General features: G+C 64.2%; 13 protein-coding genes. 8 read left to right on the forward strand and 5 right to left on the reverse strand.

The genetic code is table 11. The features are described 5' to 3' along the window. The first annotated feature begins 5 nt into the window (after positions 1–5). Genes sufD through ASG84_RS19850 form a run of 5 tightly spaced genes read left to right on the forward strand, consistent with a single transcriptional unit; the run spans position 6 to position 4,182 of the window. Entirely contained in the window at positions 6–1,196 is a 1,191-nt protein-coding gene (gene sufD / locus ASG84_RS19830) for a Fe-S cluster assembly protein SufD (RefSeq protein ID WP_156399631.1), read from the forward strand. 39 nt (positions 1,197–1,235) lie between these two features. Continuing rightward, positions 1,236–2,012, forward strand: a complete 777-nt coding sequence (gene sufC / locus ASG84_RS19835; protein WP_057478695.1) for a Fe-S cluster assembly ATPase SufC — start codon at positions 1,236–1,238, stop codon at positions 2,010–2,012. After that, the gene (locus ASG84_RS19840; protein ID WP_057478696.1) at positions 2,009–3,307 is read left to right on the forward strand and encodes a cysteine desulfurase; all 1,299 of its coding nucleotides are present in this window, start codon (positions 2,009–2,011) and stop codon (positions 3,305–3,307) included. Before sufC ends, ASG84_RS19840 begins: the two co-directional genes overlap by 4 nt. Continuing rightward, complete coding sequence (sufU, locus tag ASG84_RS19845) at positions 3,308–3,805, forward strand: Fe-S cluster assembly sulfur transfer protein SufU (RefSeq protein WP_057478697.1); 498 nt, start codon at positions 3,308–3,310, stop codon at positions 3,803–3,805. After that, positions 3,802–4,182 carry a metal-sulfur cluster assembly factor gene (locus ASG84_RS19850; protein WP_008716491.1) on the forward strand — a complete coding sequence of 127 codons (381 nt, stop codon included), beginning with the start codon at positions 3,802–3,804 and terminating at the stop codon, positions 4,180–4,182. Before sufU ends, ASG84_RS19850 begins: the two co-directional genes overlap by 4 nt. Before the next feature lie 21 nt (positions 4,183–4,203). On the opposite strand, the gene ku is transcribed toward ASG84_RS19850, so the two are convergent. From ku to ASG84_RS19865, 3 genes are read right to left on the reverse strand one after another with little or no spacing between them, the layout of a single operon-like run. Then, positions 4,204–5,145 carry a non-homologous end joining protein Ku gene (gene ku / locus ASG84_RS19855; protein WP_057478698.1) on the reverse strand — a complete coding sequence of 314 codons (942 nt, stop codon included), beginning with the start codon at positions 5,143–5,145 and terminating at the stop codon, positions 4,204–4,206. A gap of 51 nt (positions 5,146–5,196) precedes the next feature. Further along, the gene (locus ASG84_RS19860; protein ID WP_057478699.1) at positions 5,197–6,342 is read right to left on the reverse strand and encodes a lycopene cyclase family protein; all 1,146 of its coding nucleotides are present in this window, start codon (positions 6,340–6,342) and stop codon (positions 5,197–5,199) included. Then, positions 6,339–7,127, reverse strand: coding sequence for an SDR family oxidoreductase (locus ASG84_RS19865; RefSeq protein WP_057478700.1), 789 nt, complete (start codon positions 7,125–7,127; stop codon positions 6,339–6,341). Before ASG84_RS19865 ends, ASG84_RS19860 begins: the two co-directional genes overlap by 4 nt. 155 nt (positions 7,128–7,282) lie before the next feature. Between ASG84_RS19865 and ASG84_RS19870 the strand changes: the two genes are divergently transcribed. After that, positions 7,283–8,914, forward strand: a complete 1,632-nt coding sequence (locus ASG84_RS19870) for an ABC-F family ATP-binding cassette domain-containing protein (protein WP_057478701.1) — start codon at positions 7,283–7,285, stop codon at positions 8,912–8,914. On the opposite strand, the gene ASG84_RS19875 is transcribed toward ASG84_RS19870, so the two are convergent. Together ASG84_RS19875 and ASG84_RS19880 are read right to left on the reverse strand one after the other, a co-directional pair. After that, positions 8,906–9,487 carry a TetR/AcrR family transcriptional regulator gene (locus ASG84_RS19875; protein WP_057478702.1) on the reverse strand — a complete coding sequence of 194 codons (582 nt, stop codon included), beginning with the start codon at positions 9,485–9,487 and terminating at the stop codon, positions 8,906–8,908. The genes ASG84_RS19870 and ASG84_RS19875 overlap by 9 nt on opposite strands. Before the next feature lie 120 nt (positions 9,488–9,607). Beyond that, positions 9,608–12,418: an aconitate hydratase gene (locus ASG84_RS19880; RefSeq protein ID WP_057478703.1), complete on the reverse strand. Its 2,811-nt coding sequence runs from the start codon at positions 12,416–12,418 to the stop codon at positions 9,608–9,610. Between the two features lie 348 nt (positions 12,419–12,766). On the opposite strand from ASG84_RS19880, the gene ASG84_RS19885 reads away from it, so the two are divergent. Then, a complete protein-coding gene (locus tag ASG84_RS19885; RefSeq protein ID WP_057478704.1) occupies positions 12,767–13,309 on the forward strand; it encodes an Rv1476 family membrane protein in 543 nt (180 codons plus the stop codon). A gap of 438 nt (positions 13,310–13,747) precedes the next feature. Next, complete coding sequence (locus ASG84_RS19890; protein ID WP_057478804.1) at positions 13,748–15,277, forward strand: NlpC/P60 family protein; 1,530 nt, start codon at positions 13,748–13,750, stop codon at positions 15,275–15,277. Positions 15,278–15,478 lie beyond the last annotated feature (201 nt).

Raw genomic sequence — 15,478 nt, forward strand, 5'->3', positions numbered from 1 at the left:
GAGTGATGGGTGCTGTCGCATCCGAGAACCCCGATTCCGCCAAGGAAGACAAGTCCAAGCTCGTCGCGAACAAGGGCGCTCAGTTCACGTCGTACGACGTGAACGCGTTCGAGGTTCCGTCGGGCCGCGACGAGCTGTGGCGCTTCACGCCGCTGCGCCGACTTCGCGGACTGCACGACGGTTCCGCCGTCGCCGACGGGGCCGCGAAGGTCACCGTCGGGGCACCGGACTCGGTGGTCGTGGAAACTGTCGGACGCGACGACGAGCGCCTCGGCAAGGCCGGCGTGCCGGCCGACCGTATTGCAGCTCAGGCATTCTCGGCTTTCTCCGAGGCGACGGTCGTCACCGTGCCGAACGAGGTCGAGGTGAGCGATCCCATCGAGATCACCATCGACGGCCCCGGCGCGGACCGCGTTGCGTACGGACACGTCCAGATAGTGCTCGGCACGTTCGCTCGCGCGACCGTCGTCATCGATCAGCGCGGAAGCGGGACGTACGCCGAGAACATCGAGTTCGTTCTCGGTGACAGCTCGCAACTGCACGTCGTCCTGATCCAGGACTGGCAGTCCGACGCCGTGCACGTGGCTGCACATCACGCGATGCTCGGTCGCGATTCTGTGTTGCGGCACTACAACGTCAGCCTCGGCGGCGATCTGGTCCGCATCAGCCCGACCGTGCGCTACAGCGCGCCCGGCGGCGACGCGGACCTGCTCGGTGTGTACTTCGCCGATGCCGGCCAGCATCTCGAGCAGCGACTGCTCGTCGACCATTCGGCACCGCACTGCAAGTCGAACGTGATGTACAAGGGTGCGCTGCAGGGCGAAACCGGACCCGGAACCGTCGACGCGCACACGGTATGGATCGGAGATGTTCTGATTCGAGCCGAGGCCGAGGGCACCGAGACGTACGAGCTGAACCGAAACCTCGTGCTCACGGACGGCGCTCGCGCCGACTCGGTACCGAACCTCGAGATCGAAACAGGCGAGATCGTCGGAGCAGGCCACGCCAGCGCCACCGGCCGTTTCGACGACGAGCAGCTGTTCTACCTGCGCGCTCGTGGCATCTCGGAGGAGGTTGCTCGTCGACTCGTCGTCCGCGGTTTCTTCCACGAGATCATCGACAAGATTCCGGTCCCCGCCGTACGCGAGCGTCTGGACGCCGCTATCGAGACCGAACTCGCCGTCGCCGGCGCGTAGGTCCACCCGAACCTTTCTCGACTGCACAAAGGAACTTTGATGTCCACACTCGAAATCCGCGACCTGCACGTCAGCGTCGCCAACACCGATTCGTCCGCCGAGCCGATCAACATCCTCAAGGGTGTCGATCTGACCGTGAAGTCCGGCGAGACACACGCGATCATGGGCCCCAACGGTTCCGGCAAGTCCACCTTGTCGTACGCCATTGCAGGCCATCCGAAATACGCCGTCACCTCCGGCTCCATCACCCTCGACGGTGAAGACGTGCTCGAGATGAGCGTCGACGAGCGCGCCCGCGCCGGCCTGTTCCTGGCGATGCAATACCCGGTGGAGGTGCCCGGCGTGTCGATGTCGAACTTCCTGCGCACCGCTGCCACCGCAGTGCGCGGCGAGGCCCCGAAGCTGCGGCACTGGGTCAAGGAAGCCAAGACCGCGATGAGCGAACTGGAAATCGAGCCCAACTTCCTCGAGCGCAACGTCAACGAAGGTTTCTCCGGTGGCGAGAAGAAGCGTCACGAGATCCTGCAGCTGGGACTGCTCAAGCCCAAGATCGCCATCCTCGACGAGACCGATTCCGGTCTCGACGTCGACGCACTGCGCGTGGTGTCCGAGGGCGTCAACAAGTACAAGGAGCGCGAAGACGGTGGAGTGCTGCTGATCACGCACTACACCCGCATCCTGCGCTACATCAAGCCCGATTTCGTGCACGTGTTCGTCAACGGTGAGATCGTCAAGTCCGGCGGTGCCGAGCTGGCCGACGAGCTCGAGGCCAACGGTTACGCCGGCTACACCCAGGCCGCGACTACCGGAGCATGAGCGTGGCTGCACCGGCAGCTGTGGCGGTCGCGGCATCGTTCGATGTCGCCGCCGTTCGCCGCGATTTCCCCATCCTTTCGCGCACCGTCCGTGACGGAAAGCCGTTGGTGTACCTGGACTCCGGTGCCACCTCGCAGCGTCCGGTGCAGGTGCTCGACGCCGAACGCGAATTCCTCACCACGTGTAACGCCGCAGTGCACCGCGGTGCGCATCAGCTGGCCGAGGAGGCCACCGATGCGTACGAGGGAGCCAGGGCGGCCATCGCCGCTTTCGTCGGTGCGGATGTCGACGAGATCGTGTTCACGAAGAACGCGACCGAGTCGCTCAACCTCGTGACGTACGTCTTGGCCGATCAGCGCTTCGATCGCCATCTCGGCCCCGGGGACGAAATCGTCGTCACCGAGCTCGAGCATCACGCCAATCTCGTTCCCTGGCAAGAGCTTGCGGCCCGTACCGGCGCAACACTGCGGTGGTACGGCGTGACGGACGGCGGCCGGATCGACCTCGATTCGCTCGAATTGTCTTCGGCCGTCAAGGTTCTCGCGTTCACGCACCAATCCAACGTGACCGGTGCTGTCGCTCCGGTCGCAGAATTGGTGCGTCGGGCCCGGGCGGTCGGTGCGCTGGTCGTGCTCGACGCATGCCAGTCGGTGCCGCACATGAAGGTCGATTTCCACGCGCTCGATGTCGACTACGCCGCGTTCTCCGGGCACAAGATGCTCGGCCCCTCCGGCGTGGGCGTGCTGTACGGCAAGGCAGCGCTGCTCGATTCGATGCCGCCGTTCATCACCGGCGGGTCGATGATCGAGACCGTCACCATGGAGAAGACGACCTTCGCACCGCCTCCGCAACGGTTCGAGGCCGGAGTGCCCATGACGTCGCAGGTCGTGGGACTCGGTGCCGCTGTGCGGTACCTGGAGAACATCGGCATCGACGTCATTGCCGCGCACGAAAAGGCCTTGGTCGCAGCAACTCTTGCAGAGTTCGCGAAGATCGACGGAGTGCGCGTGATCGGCCCCACCGAGAACGTCGACCGTGGTTCTGCTGTTTCGTTCGTCGTCGACGGTATCCACGCACATGATCTCGGACAGATTCTGGACGACGAGGGCGTCGCCATTCGCGTCGGGCATCACTGTGCATGGCCGCTGCATCGCCGTTTCGGCGTAGCCGCGACCGCGCGGGCATCTTTTGCGTTGTACAACACCGTCGAAGAAGTGCACGTACTGGCGAACGCAATTCGCCGTGCGCAGTCGTTCTTCGGTACCACGCAGGCCGACGGGGGAGGAGAACTCTAGATGCGGATGGAACAGATGTATCAGGAAGTGATCCTCGATCATTACAAGCACCCACACGGTCGCGGATTGCGCGAGCCCTTCGGCGCGGAGGTGCACCACGTCAACCCCACCTGTGGCGACGAGGTCACCCTGCGCGTGCAGATAGAGGACGGCGCCGTCGCAGACGTGTCGTACGACGGCCAGGGTTGCTCGATCAGTCAGGCAGCGACGTCCGTTCTCACCGATCAGGTCGTCGGCCTGAGCGTGGCCGACGCGCTGAAGACAGTCGATGCGTTCAGCGACATGGTCGGCAGCAGAGGTACCGTCGAGGGTGACGAGGACGTCATCGGCGACGGCATTGCGTTCGCTGGTGTGGCCAAGTATCCGGCTCGCGTGAAGTGCGCATTGCTGGGTTGGATGGCTTTCAAGGACGCGGTTGTTCAAGTAGTGGACGCAGATTCGACAGCTACGACGGGCGGGACCGCCCAGTCGGCACTTTTCGGAGGACAGCAATCATGACCGAAGCAACAGAAACGACGCCGGCCGTTACCACGACTCCGGTGGAACTGACCGCCGACGAGATCAAGGTGCTCGAGGATCTCGAAGAAGCGATGCGCGACGTCGTCGACCCCGAGCTCGGAATCAATGTCGTCGACCTCGGGCTGGTGTACGACATCAAGATCGACGCCGACGACATCGTCACGGTCGACATGACGCTCACCTCGGCGGCATGCCCGCTGACCGACGTCATCGAGGATCAGGCCCGTGGCGCTCTCGTGCGCAGCGGACTGGCCGCGGATTTGAAGATCAACTGGGTGTGGATGCCGCCGTGGGGCCCGGACAAGATCACCGACGACGGTCGCGAGCAGCTCAGGGCCCTCGGCTTCACCGTCTGACCCACTGACGAGTCGGCCCCCTCACGCACCTTTCGCTTCGTCGGCTTTGGAGTCTGCGGACTTGGCGGGGGTCGACTTCTTGGCCGCTGCCTTCTTGGCCGGGGCCTTCTTCGCAGCAGCTTTCTTGGCGGGTGCCTTCTTCGCCGGGGCAGATGTGGCAGACCCGGACTTCGCGTTCTTGCCGGCCGCCTCCACGCTCCGCTGCAAAGCGGCCACGAGGTCGACCACCTCGGCATCCTCGCCGTCGTCGTCTTTTTCTGTCTCGGTGTGGATGACCTTTTCACCGCCGTTGGCGAGCGTCTCGTCGATCAGCTTGCGCAGCTCGATCTGGTAATCGTCCGTGTACTCGGTCGGATCGAATTCCGAGGACATGCTTTCCACCAGGGACGTAGCCATCTTCACTTCCTGCGGACGCGCGGACGGCGCGTCCTCGAGCGAAGGAAATTCCGCAGCCCTTACTTCGTCCGGCCACAGCAACGTCTGAATCACCAGCACGTCGTCGCGCACGCGCAGCGCGGCCAGACGGGTCTTTTGTCGCAGAGTGAAATGCACCAGCGCTGTGCGCTCGGTTTCTTCGAGAGTCTCGCGCAGCAGGACATACGCCTTCGGTGACGCGGAGTCCGGCTCGAGGAAGTAGCTCTTGTCGTAGAGAATCGGATCGATCTGCTCGGTGGGTACGAATTCGAGAACTGGAATCTCGTGCTTCTCGGCCGCAGGCAGCTTGTCGAAGTCGTCGTCGGTGAGAATCACGCGTTCGCCGTCGGGGGAGTCGTAGGCCTTGTCGATGTCGGCGAACTGCACAGACTTACCGCATTCCTGACAGATTCGGTCGTACTTGATGCGACCGCCGTCCTTCGCGTGCACCTGATGGAACCGAATGTCGTGCTGCTCGGTGGCCGAGTAGACCTTCACCGGAACATTGACCAGTCCGAAGGCGATCGAGCCCTTCCAAATGCTGCGCATCTGTCCATGATCCCCGACCGGGCGCCCGCGTGTCGACCGTTGGCGAGAAACTCAGCCGCGGCCGGGAGTGCGCACTATCGTGCGCGCGATCGCGAGCCTGGCCGATGACGGGAGCGTCGGAAACATCTTCAGCATCGCGGTCATCGTCCCCAGGGCGTCGTCGTGCCCGGAGAGATAGGAGCGCTGCAGTTCGACCGGGAGCGAGAAGAAACTGGAGAAGAACTGGGGCACCATCTCCGGTTCCAGAGTCAGCGCGGTGCGGAGGCCGAGATTGCGGAGCTTCTGCACCGTCCAGATGTGCACCGTACGGCGTCGTCGCGAGTGACCGCCGCCGCGGAACCTCTCGACCAGATGGTCCGCGGAAGCCAGCGATGCCGCAACGCTGTATCCAGTGGCGGGGTGCATCAGGTTGGACCGGGATCCGAAGAGCACAGGACCTCCTCGTCCGGTGTGTTCCCGTGAGCGCGGCGGCGGTTCGACCGAGAAGCGGACTCGCTCGACAGCCTCGCGCCCAGTGAGTTCGAGATTGCGCTCGGACAGCCTGTGGTGCAGTCGCGTACGAAGAACGTCCAGGCCGAGCGCAGGTCGACCGACCAGACAGGTCTCCTCGAGCAGGACGCGATCGTCGTCGAGCGCCACGGCGTAGAGAAAGCTGGGAGCTTCGCGGGGCGACGCGCCGTTGTCGGTGCGCCAGTCCATGAACCAGGCGTCGGCTCCCTCGAGGATCGGTTCGGCGCGCTGACGTTCGACGACGATCCCGTAAGCAGTCTGCTGGGCGAGGTCACGCGAATCGAACGTCCCTCGGGCATCGACGACGTGACCGGCGTCGATGATCGTCCCGTCGGACGTGGTCACGCGGGAGCCGGTGACATCGACGGCCGTCCCCGCGAGCACCCGCGCGCGATCGAGTGTCAGACTGCTCTGTAGAGCTGATGTGTTCAGCACGCAGTACGTGCGATCGATGATCCGATGGCGGTCGGTCCACACCGCCGGCTCAAGCGCAGTGGAGGCGACTGCGGTTTCGGGCAACCACGACGGCAATTCGTCCGCCCAGGCCGAATACGTCGGCGTCCATGTACGAGACGGGTGTGGATCGAGGGCCAGCACGTCGAGGCCGGCCGCGGAACAGCGATGAGCGAGCGCCCTACCCGCGGGACCCAGACCCACTACCGCGACATCGGCCGAGAAGTCGTTCACATTCCGCCGGTGGCGAGTAGACCACCGTCCACCCGCACGGTTTCGCCGGTGATCCAGGACGACGCGTCCGACACGAGGAAGGCGACGAGCGCGGCCACATCCTCCGGATTTCCGAGCCGCTTCATCGGGTAGCCTGCGGCCGCCGCGTCTTCGCCGTTGGCGACGAGGGCCTCGGCGAATTTGGTCTTGACGACGCCCGGTGCCACTGCGTTGACACGAATCTTGGGGCCAAGTTGCCAGGCGAGCTCCTCGGTGAGCCGGATCAGGGCGGCTTTGGACGCACCGTAAGCGGCGATCACGCCGGTGGACCGAATGCCTGCCACGCTGGCGATGTTGACGATCGCGCCGCCGTGCTGACCCATCCAGGCGTGAAATGCCTGCTGAACGAAGCCGAGGGTGCCCACGACGTTCGTATCGAACAGCTTGCTCACGCCGGTCAGATCGGCATCCATCAGGGAGCCGTAGACAGGGTTGATGCCGGTGTTGTTCACGAGAATGTCCAGCGAACCGAAAGTTTCGATGGTCTGAGCTACTGCGCTGCGTCGATGTTCCGGATCGCCGGCATTGCCGTCCAGTGCGAGCACCGAGTCACCCAGTTCTGCTGCGGCCGCCACGAGAGGCTCGCGCTTCCGTGCGGTGATGGCGACATTCGCGCCGCGAGAGAGCAGCTCTGCCGCGATTGCCTTACCGATGCCCCGGCTGCCACCGGTGACGAGTGCGGTACGCCCGGTGAGGTCGGTAATCGGTGCGCTGCGTTGGGAGACTGTTTCGGAGGCGTCGGTCATCGATCAGACGTTACCGGTGTCACCGTCGTTCCTGGGTGAGGGCACGTGAATGCTGAGCTAAAATGGGGGTTTGCTGTGCCGTCGTTCGGCGCACCTGTGTTCGCTCGTCGGTCGACGGGCAACGATCTTGTTCGGCAATCGCTAGGAGCTCACGCGTGATCACCGCCACCGACCTGGAAGTTCGTGCCGGTGTGCGGACCCTTCTGTCCACCGAGGGGCCCGCGCTCCGTGTACAGGCAGGCGACCGCATCGGTCTGGTGGGTCGCAACGGGGCGGGCAAGACCACCACTCTGCGGATTCTGGCCGGCGAGGGCGAGCCCTATGCAGGGGAGGTCGTGCGCACGGGCGACCTCGGATACCTTCCGCAGGATCCCAAAGAGGGCGACCTCGACGTGTTGGCCAAGGACCGAGTGCTCTCGGCCCGCGGCCTCGACACCCTTCTGCACAGCATGGAGAAGCAGCAGGCACTGATGGCGGAGGTGGCCGACGAGGCGTTGCTCGACAAGGCCGTCCGCAAGTACGGCGAACTCGAGGAACGGTTCGCGTCCCTCGGCGGCTACGAAGCCGAGAGCGAAGCGGCTCGTATCTGCAACAGCCTGGGCTTGGCCGATCGCATCCTCGGTCAACCGCTGCGGACCCTGTCCGGCGGTCAGCGTCGACGTGTCGAACTGGCTCGAATTCTGTTCGCCGCGTCCGACGGTAGCGGCGGCAGGTCGAACACCACCTTGCTGCTCGACGAGCCCACCAACCACCTCGATGCCGATTCCATCACCTGGCTACGCAGTTTCCTGCAGAACCACGAGGGTGGACTCATCGTGATCAGTCACGATGTCGAACTGCTCGGTGATGTCGTGAACAGGGTGTGGTTCCTCGACGCCGTGCGCGGTGAGGCCGACATCTACAACATGAACTGGAAGAAGTACCTCGACGCCCGTGCCACCGACGAGCAGCGGCGTCGCCGCGAGCGTGCGAACGCGGAGAAGAAGGCGGGTGCGCTGCGCGTCCAGGCCGCCAAGATGGGTGCCAAGGCAACCAAAGCCGTTGCGGCACAGAACATGGCGAAGCGAGCAGACAAGCTGATGGCCAACCTCGATGCGGAGCGCGTGTCCGACAAGGTTGCCCACATCCGTTTCCCGGAGCCTGCGCCGTGCGGTAAGACACCGTTGATGGCGAAGAACTTGACCAAGATGTACGGGTCGCTGGAGATCTTTGCCGGCGTCGATCTGGCGATCGACCGGGGGAGCCGCGTGGTGGTGCTCGGGCTCAACGGTGCCGGTAAGACGACACTGCTGCGCATTCTGGCCGGAACCGAGAAGGCCGACACCGGAGAGATCGAACCCGGCCACGGCATGCGCGTCGGCTACTTCGCGCAGGAGCACGACACCCTCGACGACATGGCGTCGGTGTGGGAGAACATCCGGCATGCGGCACCCGACACCGGAGAGCAGGAACTCAGATCGCTGCTCGGAGCGTTCATGTTCACCGGTCCCCAGCTCGAGCAGCCGGCCGGAACGCTGTCCGGTGGTGAGAAGACCCGTCTCGCGCTTGCGGGATTGGTCTCCTCCGCGGCGAACGTACTGCTGCTCGACGAACCGACCAACAACCTCGACCCGATCTCCCGTGAACAGGTCCTCGACGCGCTGCGCAGCTACAAGGGTGCCGTGGTGCTGGTGACTCACGATCCGGGTGCCGCCGAGGCGCTGTCACCCGAACGAGTGATCCTCCTTCCCGACGGTACCGAGGATCACTGGTCGCAGGACTACCTGGAACTGATTCAGCTAGCGTGACTCGGGTCGGTCGCGTTTACGCACCGATTCTTCGACCAGATCGAGAATGGCCGACAGGTTCGACCCGCCGTTGCCCGACGCGATTCTGGCGACGAGGCCGTCGAGAACCAGGTCCAGGTAGTCGGCGAGAACGTCGTTGGGCACGTCGTCGCGCAGTTTTCCCGCGGTTTTCTGCCGTTCCAGTCGGCCCAGGGTTGCGTCGGTGAGCTCTGCAGACCGTTCGGCCCAACTGGTTCGGAAGTCTGCGTCGGTTCGTAGTCGTCGGGTGATTTCGAGCCGTGTACCGAGCCACTCGAACTGCTCCGGCTGGGCCAGCATGTCGCGCATCACCTGGACCAGACCTTGCGCGGCCGCGACTTCGGCCATGCGCCCGGCGTCCTCCTGTGCCAACGCGAGGAAGAGACCGTCCTTGTCCTTGAAGTGATGGAAGATAGCGCCGCGCGAGAGGCCCGTCGCCTCCTCGAGGCGGCGCACCGTCGCACCTTCGTAGCCGAACTCGCCGAAGCATTTGCGGGCACCGTCGAGAATTTCGCGTCGGCGAGCGGCAAGGTGGTCTTCGCTGACCTTGGGCACGTGTGAAACTCCTACTTTTCGATGAAGGCGTCGCCCGTACCGATACGGCGATGGGCCCGAAACACGTATCGAGTTCCGGGCCCATCGCTGTGCGTGGCGTCTGTCTACAGTGCCGTGTGACTAGCCTCTGATCATGTTGCGCAGGACGTACTGCAGGATTCCGCCGTTGCGGTAGTAATCCGCTTCACCGGGGGTGTCGATACGGACCACTGCGTCGAACTCGACCTTGGTTCCATCTTCCTTGGTCGCGGTCACAGCCATCGTCTTCGGAGTGGTGCCCTCGTTCAGCTTCTCGACCCCGATGATGTCGAACGTCTCGGTTCCGTCGAGCTTGAGCGACGCTGCGCTCTCGCCGGCCGGGAACTGCAGCGGAACGACGCCCATGCCGATGAGGTTGGAGCGGTGGATGCGCTCGAACGACTCGGTGATGACGGCCTTGACGCCCAAGAGCGAGGTGCCCTTGGCCGCCCAGTCACGCGAGCTTCCCGATCCGTACTCCTTGCCGCCCAGTACGACCAGCGGAATGCCGGCCTCCTGGTAGTTCTGCGACGCGTCGTAAATGAAGGACTGCGGTCCACCGTCCTGGGTGAAGTCGCGGGTGTAGCCACCCGAGACGTCGTCGAGCAGCTGGTTCTTGAGACGGATGTTCGCGAACGTTCCGCGAATCATGACCTCGTGGTTACCGCGGCGCGATCCGAGCGAGTTGTAGTCCTTGCGCTCGACGCCGTGGGAATCGAGGTACTGCGCGGCCGGTGTGCCGGCCTTGATGGGACCTGCCGGGCTGATGTGGTCGGTGGTGACCGAATCGCCGAGCAGGGCCAGCACGCGTGCACCCTTGATGTCCTCGACCGGAGCCGGGTCCATCGTCATGCCGTCGAAGTACGGAGGCTTGCGCACGTACGTCGACTTGGGATCCCACTCGAACGTGTCGCCCTCGGGGGTCGACAGGTTCTGCCAACGGCTGTCGCCGGCGAAGATCGTCTCGTAGGACTTGCTGAACATGTCCCGGCTGATGGAGGACTTGATCGTGTCCTCGATCTCCTGCGAAGACGGCCAGATGTCCTTGAGAAACACCGGGTTGCCCTCGTGGTCGTTACCGAGTGCGTCGGTCTCGAAGTCGAAGTCCATCGTGCCCGCGAGGCCGTAGGCGATGACCAGCGGCGGCGAGGCCAGGTAGTTCATCTTGACGTCGGGGGAGATGCGACCCTCGAAGTTGCGGTTGCCCGACAGCACGGCGGTGACCGAGAGATCGTTGTCGTTGATCGCCTTCGAGATCGGCTCGAGCAGCGGGCCGGTGTTGCCGATGCACGTGGTGCAGCCGTAGCCGCCCAGGAAGTAGCCGAGCTTCTCGAGGTAGGGCCACAGGCCGGCCTTCTCGTAGTAATCGGTGACGACCTGCGAACCGGGTGCCATGTTGGTCTTGACCCACGGCTTGGTGGACAGACCCTTTTCGACGGCGTTACGAGCGAGCAGTGCTGCGCCCAGCATCACCGACGGGTTCGAGGTGTTGGTGCAGGAGGTGATGCCTGCCACCACGACGGCACCGTGGTCGAGAATGAACTCGCCCGCTTCGTCGGTGATGACGCGAACAGGCTTGCTCGGACGGCCTTCGGATCCGTATGCCGCCGACCGTACGTCGACTGCATCGTCTTCCGCGAAGCTCAGCGATGCGGGATCGCTGGCCGGGAACGACTCGTTGAGCGCTTCGTCCAGCTTGCTGTCACCCTCGTGCGCCGGGTGGTTCTCCTCGACGTAGTTGTGGATGTCCTTGCGGAACGCAACCTTGGACTCGGACAACAGGATTCGGTCCTGCGGGCGCTTCGGGCCTGCAATGGACGGTACGACCGTGTTGAGGTCGAGCTCGATGTACTCGGAGTAGACGGCCTCGTTCTTCGGGTCGTGCCACATGCCCTGCTCTTTGGCGTACGCCTCGACGAGAGCGAGTTGCTCGTCGCTGCGGCCGGTCAGGCGCAGGTAATTGATCGTCTCTTCGTCGATCGGGAAAATGGCTGCCGTCGAACCGAATTCGGGGCTCATGTTGCCGAGGGTGGCGCGGTTCGCGAGCGGAACCTCGGCCACACCCTCGCCGTAGAACTCGACGAACTTTCCGACGACGCCGTGCTTACGCAACATCTCGGTGGCCGTCAGAACGACGTCGGTTGCCGTGACTCCCGGCTGAATCTCGCCCGAGAGCTTGAAGCCGACGACACGCGGGATCAGCATCGACACGGGCTGGCCGAGCATGGCTGCCTCGGCTTCGATTCCGCCGACGCCCCAGCCGAGCACTCCGAGACCGTTGACCATCGTCGTGTGCGAGTCGGTGCCCACGCAGGTGTCGGGGTACGCCTGGCCCTTGCGGGTCATGACGGTCGGTGCCAGGTACTCGATGTTGACCTGGTGCACGATGCCCATGCCGGGCGGGACGACCTTGAAGTCGTCGAACGCGCCCTGGCCCCAACGCAAGAACTGGTAACGCTCGCCGTTGCGCTCGTATTCGAGGTCGACGTTGCGCTCGAGCGCGTCGGCGCGGCCGAACACGTCCAGGATCACCGAGTGGTCGATCACCATGTCGGCGGGGGAGAGGGGGTTGACCTTGTTGGGGTCGCCGCCCAGGGTGGTCACGGCCTCACGCATGGTGGCGAGGTCGACGACACACGGGACGCCGGTGAAGTCCTGCATGATGACACGTGCAGGGGTGAACTGGATTTCGATACTCGGGTCGGCCGAGGGATCCCACGACGCGATCGAGCGAATATGGTCGGCGGTGATGTTGGCACCGTCCTCGGTGCGAAGGAGGTTCTCCGCGAGGACCTTCAGTGCGTAGGGCAGTTTCTCAACACCGGGCAAAGCCGACAGCCGGAAGATCTCGTACGAGTTCTCTCCGACTTCGAGGGTGCCCTTTGCACCGAATGAGTTATTACTTGCGGTCACTTCAGCTCCACTCGTCTATGAGGCACACCGCCGACGGGGCTGTGTCGACGGTTGAAGCGAGGCGCTGCCCGTGTGTCTCGGCCTTGGCATCCGGGGTGCGAATTGCCTGCGGACGCTCGTGCAGTGTCTCGATGGAAGTCTAACAGTACGCTTGTCCTGTGAAAACTTGCGGGTCCGTTTCTCGGCGGATGCCGACAGAACGACCCGCGTCACAATCCTCACGTACTGTTTCGTGCGACGCAATGAAGGTTGGCCTCAGTTACTGCCCCGGACGTGCCGGCCTCCCCGGTATCGCGAGCGCTGTGACGTAGGGTTTCACGCGACTGGTTCCTACCGACTGGACGAGAGATGCCTGAGCCGATACACGCCGTTTCCCCACTTGCCACCGATATTCCGGCAGGTCTGGACGTCGACAGCATCGTCGCTACGGTCCGCGAGTCCGGCGTGAGCGCACCCGCCGACGAGGAAGCCGCTTTGTCCGCAGCGGTGGCCCGCGCAGAAGAGCACGGCATCGATCTGAGCATCGTGATCGTGCCGAACGAACCGCGCCACGACTCGCAACTGCGTGACCTGGCCACCGCAGTCGGTGCCCGCGAGGGTGGCACGGTGTTGGTCCTGAGCCCCGGGCAGGTGGGCACGTTCAGTGACTCCATCAGTCGGGTGACCCTCGAAGCCGGTCAAGACCGCACCTACACCGGCAACCACATCGTCGCGGCCGACAATTTCGTCGACACCCTCGTCGAGGATCAGACGCCGTGGGGCCTGCTCACCGGTGGACTGGTCGTCGTCGTCGCTGCTGTTGCCACTCTGACTGCAGTTGTGAAGGCCCGCAGATTCCGGGCTCGGGCCACGGTGCCCGAGAGCGCGAATCGCGACTCCGGCGAGAACTGACACGACGCGTCGACGCGTCATTCGGGTGACCGACGCCCGCACCGTGCATACCGCCGTGAATTACGACGGCCGCGCCGCAGGAAAAAGTCGGAAAAATTGTTTCCGGCAAACACCGAGTTCACGGCGTTGTGCCTGGTGAAATTACAAATGTGTCATTTGGGACTGGAGTTTCTTTAGGGTGCAAAGTGTCGTACGGTGCCATTGGCACTGCTGGGGAAGGAGTGTCGCAGAAGGCAGAGTGTCGTCCGTGGGGAACTCGGGAGGCCACTGCTTCGGGTGTGACTGACGTGGTTCGCACCTGTCGTGTCGCTGCGTGTTCCTTTCCCGCCCGGCGACAGCGCTCACCGTCCCTGCGATCGGGGTGGGAACGGTAAGCACTTCGGCGGCACGACGGTTCGACTCGGACCTGACTGAATGCCGGACCCGAGGGAGATATTCGTGAGCCGACGTCCAGTCCGCGCCACCCGCCGTACAGCGCTCGTCCGTACCCGATTCGTGCTGGTAGGTGCCGGCCTAGTCATCGCGTTGATGGCAACCCTTCCCGGAGTTGCCGCCGCGGTACCACCGCCGCCGCCGAATCCATCCGACAGCGACCTAGCTGCCGCCGGAAGTGCTGTCGATTCCCGTCTGGGCCAGGTCGGTCAGCTGATCGACGCGATCGCGTCGGCCAACCAGCAGCTCGCTCGTCTCAACGACGAGGTTGCCTCGAAGCGTGAAGGCGTCAACAAGGCCCTGGTCGACCTGCAGAATGCGCGCGACGCCGCAGATGTCGCTGCCGCGGTCGTCGGTGCAGCACAACAGGCACTGGCCGATGCCGGAACCCAGATTCAGGCAGCCCAGCGCAAATTCGACGAATTCGCGAAGTCCAGCTACACGCAGGGTTCCGGCGTTGCGTCGATGGCCTCGTTCCTCGGTTCGAGCGGACCCGACGACGTCTTGGATCGGGCCCAGGTACTCAAGGTGCTCTCCAACAGTCAGAACGCGGTGCTCGACGGGCTCCAGCGGGCCCGGACCGAACAGGCGAATCGCGATTCCGCGGCGCGGGACTCGAAGCAGCAGGCAGACGTCGCGGCATCGGAGGCCGAGTCCAAGAAAGCCGAGGCCGAGCAGGCCATCGCCGAGGCACAAGCTGCTCTGCAGGCCGAGGCCGATCAGAAAGCAGCCATCGAGTCTCAGCGTGACGCTGCCCAGACCGAGCTCGACTCCGCGCGCAGCAACGTTGCCGGTCTGCAGGATCAGCGAGCGGCGTACGGCGACTGGGAAGCACAGAAGGCAGCCGAGGATGCGGCGGTAGCCGCCGCTGCGTCTGCGGCGCGAGAAGCTGCTGTGCAGGCAGCAGCCCGAGTGTCGGCCAATCTCGCCGCCCAGCAGCGCGCGGCAGCCATTGCCGAGGGCCAACGTTCGCACGTGGACGTGGACGAGGATTCGAGCGAGACGACCGATTCGGACAGCTCGACCACAACCACGCCCACCAAACCGACCACGCCCACCAAACCGAAGACGCCGACCAAACCGAAGACGTCCACGACGCCGTCGGTCACCGGAAGCGCGGCCGTCGAGTTGGCGATCGACCGCGGAATGAGTCAACTGGGAGTGCCGTATTCCTGGGGCGGCGGCGACGAGAACGGTCCGACGAAGGGCATCAGGGACGGCGGCGTCGCGGACAGCTACGGCGATTACAACAAGGTCGGGTTCGACTGCTCCGGCCTGATGATCTACGCCTTCGCCGGCCTCGGTATCTCGTTGCCCCACTACACCGGCTATCAGTACACCGCAGGAAAGCAAGTGCCGTCATCGGACATGAAGCGCGGCGACATGATCTTCTACGGCCCGAACGCCAGCCAGCACGTTGCGCTCTACCTGGGCGACGGCAAGATGCTCGAAGCGCCGCAGTCCGGTTCGGTGGTCAAGGTCTCCGACGTACGATACAGCGGCATGACTCCCTACGCAGTGCGCATGGTGTCCTGAACACGATCAGGCTCCACTCCGGCCTCTCGAGTCGTTCCGCAGGCTCCACTCCGGTCACGCGCCGGGGGTGCCTTTCGGCGCGCTCGGCGATCACCTGGAATAGTTGATCGTGGCGGTATCGACACGCGCCCGACCATGATCGACTGAAAGCGGTGAATTCTTGGTGACATCACGTGACGGCCGGATTTCGAACGACGAGGA

This window comes from Rhodococcus sp. Leaf278, from assembly GCF_001426085.1.
GTDB lineage: Bacteria > Actinomycetota > Actinomycetes > Mycobacteriales > Mycobacteriaceae > Rhodococcoides.

Coding starts and splice junctions, on each gene's coding strand:
- ASG84_RS19840 (WP_057478696.1), top strand. CDS start 2,009: ATGAGCGTGGCTGCACCGGCAGCTGTGGCGGTCGCGGCATCGTTCGAT.
- ASG84_RS19885 (WP_057478704.1), top strand. CDS start 12,767: ATGCCTGAGCCGATACACGCCGTTTCCCCACTTGCCACCGATATTCCG.
- sufD (WP_156399631.1), top strand. CDS start 6: ATGGGTGCTGTCGCATCCGAGAACCCCGATTCCGCCAAGGAAGACAAG.
- ASG84_RS19865 (WP_057478700.1), bottom strand. CDS start 7,127: ATGACCGACGCCTCCGAAACAGTCTCCCAACGCAGCGCACCGATTACC.
- sufU (WP_057478697.1), top strand. CDS start 3,308: ATGCGGATGGAACAGATGTATCAGGAAGTGATCCTCGATCATTACAAG.
- ku (WP_057478698.1), bottom strand. CDS start 5,145: ATGCGCAGCATTTGGAAGGGCTCGATCGCCTTCGGACTGGTCAATGTT.
- sufC (WP_057478695.1), top strand. CDS start 1,236: ATGTCCACACTCGAAATCCGCGACCTGCACGTCAGCGTCGCCAACACC.
- ASG84_RS19850 (WP_008716491.1), top strand. CDS start 3,802: ATGACCGAAGCAACAGAAACGACGCCGGCCGTTACCACGACTCCGGTG.